The 4,700-nt window shown below is 60.9% G+C and carries 3 protein-coding genes and 1 pseudogene; 3 read left to right on the forward strand and 1 reads right to left on the reverse strand.

All coding sequences use genetic code 11. From position 1 onward, the window contains the following. Nucleotides 1-48: 48 nt before the first annotated feature. Entirely contained in the window at nt 49-1,548 is a 1,500-nt protein-coding gene (locus tag DBR24_RS26005) for an efflux transporter outer membrane subunit (protein WP_128616142.1), read from the reverse strand. A 261-nt stretch (nt 1,549-1,809) separates the two neighbouring features. Between DBR24_RS26005 and DBR24_RS26010 the strand changes: the two genes are divergently transcribed. The 3 genes and pseudogenes from DBR24_RS26010 to DBR24_RS26020 form a co-directional block, all read left to right on the forward strand. Then, nucleotides 1,810-2,778 (forward strand): LysR family transcriptional regulator, encoded by a 969-nt coding sequence (locus DBR24_RS26010; protein WP_103305180.1) that lies wholly within the window; start codon nt 1,810-1,812, stop codon nt 2,776-2,778. A 401-nt stretch (nt 2,779-3,179) separates the two neighbouring features. After that, the gene (locus DBR24_RS26015; RefSeq protein ID WP_128616143.1) at nt 3,180-3,554 is read left to right on the forward strand and encodes a DUF6124 family protein; all 375 of its coding nucleotides are present in this window, start codon (nt 3,180-3,182) and stop codon (nt 3,552-3,554) included. Nucleotides 3,555-4,466: 912 nt separating this feature from the next. Beyond that, a pseudogene (locus DBR24_RS26020) lies at nt 4,467-4,700 on the forward strand (bifunctional glyoxylate/hydroxypyruvate reductase B); the annotation flags it as partial.

The following is a 4,700-nucleotide window of genomic DNA, read 5'->3' on the forward strand; positions in this document are numbered from 1 at the left end:
GCTGACACTCCCTCTTCGCGAGCAAGCTCGCTCCCACAGGTTGTGTGTTCACCGCAGGAGGGCCGGGGTTTTCGGGGCCTGGGTTTTCTCGGCAGTCGGTACATCGTTGCCAGCCCCGAGACCGCCACCCAGCGCCGTCACCAGCTCGGCATGCGCCGTTAACCGCGCCGCCTGCACCTGCTGCTGCACTTGTTGCTGCTTGAACAGCAACGTCTGCGCATTGAGCACGTTGAGGTAATCGGTGAGGCCACGCTGATAGGCAATCATCGCGATGTCGTAGGTCTTCTGCGCCGTGGCCACCGACTCGGCGGCAAAGCCTTGCTGCTTGTCCATCGACTCGCGGCGGATCAACTGGTCGGAGATGTTCTTCAGCGCATTCACCAGCGTCTGGTTGTAATGCGCCACGGCGATGTCATACCCGGCAGATGCCTCACCCAGTTCGGCACGCAGCCGCCCACCGTCGAAAATCGGCAAGGAGATCGCCGGGCCGACGTTGTAGTTGAGTTTCTTGCCGGTCAAAAACTCCAGTGCCCCGCCGCCGGTGGCCATGTAGCCGAGGCTGCCGACCAGATCGACGTTGGGATAAAACCCGGCATGCGCGACGTCGATCCCGCGCGCCTGCGCCGCCACCTGCCAGCGACTGGCAACCACGTCCGGGCGCTGCCCCAGCAACTCGGCGGGCAATGCCGACGGCAATTTCAACGCAGCCCCCAGCGACAGCGTCGGCCGCTGCAACTGCGCGCCCTCGCCCGGGCCTTTACCCGCCAACGCAGCGATCTGGTTGCGGCTCAGGGCGATTGCTTCGTCCAGTGCATCGAGTTGCCGATGGGTTTCCGGCAACGGCGTTTGCGCCTGGCTGACTTCGAAGTGCGTACCGATGCCGCCATCCAGACGTTTCTGCGCGAGGTCGAGAATCTGTTGCTGCTGCTTGAGCGTCGCGGCGACGATGTCGCGCTGGGCGTAATGCAGCGACAACTCGATGTAGGCGCGCACGATGTTGTTCTGCAATTCCAGTTGCGCCAGCCGCGCTTCGGCCGCGCTCATGTGCGCCAGGTCGACAGCCCGCTCGCTGCTGTTGCTTTCACGGCCCCACAGATCGAGGGCGTAGCTGAAACCCAGCGCCGCGTTGTTGTCCCACGTCGTGGTATTGGCCAGCTCACCCGGCCCATAGAACTGATCGGTTGGCCAGTTGTGCCGTTTGAGGGTCGACTCACCCTTGATCTGTAGCGACTCGGCGGCTTCGGCGACACCGGCCATGGCTTTGGCCTGACGCACCCGCGCGGCGGCCATGGCCATGCTCGGGCTGCCTTGAACGGCAAGGTCGATCCAGCGGTTCAGTTGCGGGTCGCCGTAGGCTTGCCACCATTGTGCGGTGGGCCAGTGGGCGTCACGGGCGGCGTGGGCGATGGCGTCATCGGTGACCAGCGCACTGGCCTCCAGCGCCTTGTCCTGAGGGGCAATTCCTTCGGTTGAAATGCAGCCGCTGAGACCCAGGGAAAAAGCCAGAACACTGAGCGATAAAAGCGCTCTGTTGATGCGACGCGGCACAGCTGCGAATTCCTGAAAGAGGGGGAAAAACCAAAACCTGTGGGAGCGAGCTGGCTCGCAAAAGCGGCACCTCGATTGAACTGACCAACCGGCGTATCCGTCCCGATTCCCACAACGGCGCAATTCTAGGGGGACGTCCCAACGGCGATAAGCTGGGAATCCTGTGAATCTTTGTTACCGTTAACGAGATAATCCCTTGGTCGGGGGTCTCAGCCCCTGAAACTTCGTGTCACAATTTGCCATCTCCCTTGAGAGCACCCCATGGACACTTTGCAAAACATGCGCGCCTTCAGTTGCGTGGCCGAAGCGGGCAGCTTCACCGCTGCCGCCGTGCAACTCGACACCACCACCGCCAACGTCTCGCGCGCGGTCTCCAACCTGGAAGCCCATCTGCAAACCCGCCTGCTCAACCGCACGACCCGGCGCATCGCCCTGACCGAAGCCGGCAAACGCTACCTGCTGCGCTGCGAACAGATCCTGGCCTATGTCGAAGAAGCCGAAGCGGAAGCCAGCGAAGCCCACGCGCGGCCGGCCGGGCAATTGAAAGTGCACACCATGACCGGTATCGGTCAGCACTTCGTCATCGACGCCATCGCCCGCTACCGCAAGACCCACCCGGACGTGACCTTCGACCTGACCATGGCCAACCGCGTGCCGGACCTGCTCGATGAAGGCTATGACGTGTCCATCGTGCTGGCCCGCGAACTGCCAGACTCAGGCTTCGTCTCGCAACGCCTGGGCATCACCTACAGCATCGTCTGCGCCTCGCCGGCCTACGTGAAAGCCAACGGCTGCGCGCAAAAGCCCAGCGACCTGCTCAACCACGCCTGCCTGCGCCTGGTCAGCCCGGTGATCCCCCTGGAAAAATGGGCCTTCGACGGCCCGGAAGGCCAGGAAATGGTCACCATCAACAGTTCGCCGTTTCTGGTGAACTCGGCCGACGCGATGAAAACCGCGATCACCAGCGGCATGGGCGTTGGCGTGCTGCCGGTGTACGCGGCGATCGAAGGTTTGCGTAACGGCACATTGGTGCGGGTCATGCCGAACTACCGCTCGCAAGAGCTAAACCTGTATGCGATCTACCCGTCACGGCAATATCTGGATGCGAAGATCAAGACGTGGGTTGAATACCTGCGCGGGTCGTTGCCGGAGATTCTGGCGGCGCATCAGGCTGAACTGGCGGCCTACGAATTAAGCGGCAGCCTCGCCGGCGCGCGTGTCGCCAACTGATTTTCAACACACCGCTTTCACTGCAGGCGCTGCCGCAGGCTGCGATTTTTTGTCCTTGATGTTTAATCGCAGCCTACGGCAGAGCCTACAGAAACGGCGATTTCGCGGATGTTTCCGACAGGTTTTGCAGGTTGTCCGTCGGAAGTGCGGTGGCTAGGATTTGGGTGTCGCTGACGCATCAGCGACCGGGTCTGGAAAACCCGATTTCAACTACCAAAGCTCATGGCATACTGCGGCGCTTTTTAGCTCGCAATGTTATGGCGGCTGTGCGCGGGAGGCCCTAGGGCCTGCCGGTTTTGGCTAAGTTGACCGGTTTTTCCAGTCCGCGCACAGTTGCCACCCTTTCGCCTGGAAAACGAAAAGTGGCAGCTTCAACTCAACTTGCCACGAGTATGTTTCCTATGTTCAAACCAACGCCTAATCCACCTGAAACCGACGACACCACCCCCTACGAATTCCCCGGCTCAAAGAAATTCCACGAAGCCGCCGAACGCGCCCTCGACCACTACCTCAAACCCAACGCCCTCACCCTGCGCTTCCACAAACCCAGCACCATGTTCCAGGTCGCCCCCGATCAGGACAACGAAAGCCTGCTGGTCCACGCCTGCGAATCCCTGGCACAGGCCAGCCTGATGACCAGCGACATCGCCGCCTACATTGAGCTGCCGCAACGGCGGACGATCCTGGCGATCCAGCAAATCATCATGCTCGCCGAACTGGCGGTGAATCGGGTGCTGGATAACCACGAAATCCCCCAACCTCCACCACACAGCTAAAAGCCCCTCACCCTAACCCTCTCCCGGAGGGAGAGGGGACTGACCGAGGTGTTTGGGAGAATGACGCCGACGTGCGATACCGAATCGAATTCAGATCTTGAAAAGCCCACAAATCGGCCCCCTCTCCTAGGGGAGAGGGGACTGACCGAGGTGTTTGGAGAATGACGCCGACGTGCGATACCGAGTCGAATTCAGATCTTGAAAAGCCCACAAATCGGCCCCCTCTCCTCGGGGAGAGGGCTGGGGTGAGGGGTAGATTCACCGCAAAATAAAAGCCCTCACCGTGTGCTCTCACAAGCCCAGCACGATGTTCCCATCGCCAGCAGGCTGGCTCCTACAGTGGGATCGCATGCAGCCTGCGAAACATTGGTCGGCTGTCAGGCCGCCATCGCTGGAAAGCCAGCTCCCACAGTTGGATTGCGCACATTCAATTAGAAAATGATCGGCTGTCAGTTTTGATTTGTGTAAACCCATGCGGCGCAGCCGCCCCACTCAACAGGGTGAGCGCAAGCTCGGCTGCAGCTCTTGATCTTGATCCACGGGCGACGTCGGAAGGCTGAGTGGAGGGATTCGTCCGGGGGTGGGAGCGCAGCCAAACACATCGAGAGGAGGGGCAGCGAAGCAAACCGGAGGCGATGCGCCCGGATGGATCCCGGAGCGAAGGAACCCCGAGCCCCAGCGAGCGGGCCGCACGTAGGAGCAAGCGTTTTTGGTTACTTTTGACTGGGCCGGCTTCCGGGCGTTTGTAAAAAGTGACCCGCCGTAAGGGCGGAACCCTAATCAGCCACACCCGCAGCAACGGATCCCCCCCCCAAAAACCCCAAGAACATGGTCGGCCCAGAGGCCGCCAAGACAACCCAAAACAGAAATGTTAGCTTGCTTGGCATCAAGCCCGAACAAGAGCCAAAAACGATGAAAAAGACTGTCCTGGCCTTCAGCCGCATCACCCAGCCCATGATCGAACACCTCCAGCAAGAGTTCGACGTCATCGTCCCCAACCCAAAGAACGGCGACATCAACGCCCAATTCAATGAAGCCCTGCCCCACGCCCACGGCCTGATCGGCGTCGGCCGCAAACTCGGCCGCGCGCAACTGGAAAACGCGACAAAACTGGAAGTGGTCTCAAGTGTGTCGGTGGGCTACGAC

This window comes from Pseudomonas sp. HMWF006 (genome assembly GCF_003061205.1).
Classification (GTDB): Bacteria; Pseudomonadota; Gammaproteobacteria; order Pseudomonadales; family Pseudomonadaceae; genus Aquipseudomonas; species Aquipseudomonas monsensis.

What these genes read in the sequence shown, in the direction of transcription:
- DBR24_RS26010 (WP_103305180.1), top strand. Translation starts at nt 1,810, where the DNA reads ATGGACACTTTGCAAAACATGCGCGCCTTCAGTTGCGTGGCCGAAGCG.
- DBR24_RS26015 (WP_128616143.1), top strand. Translation starts at nt 3,180, where the DNA reads ATGTTCAAACCAACGCCTAATCCACCTGAAACCGACGACACCACCCCC.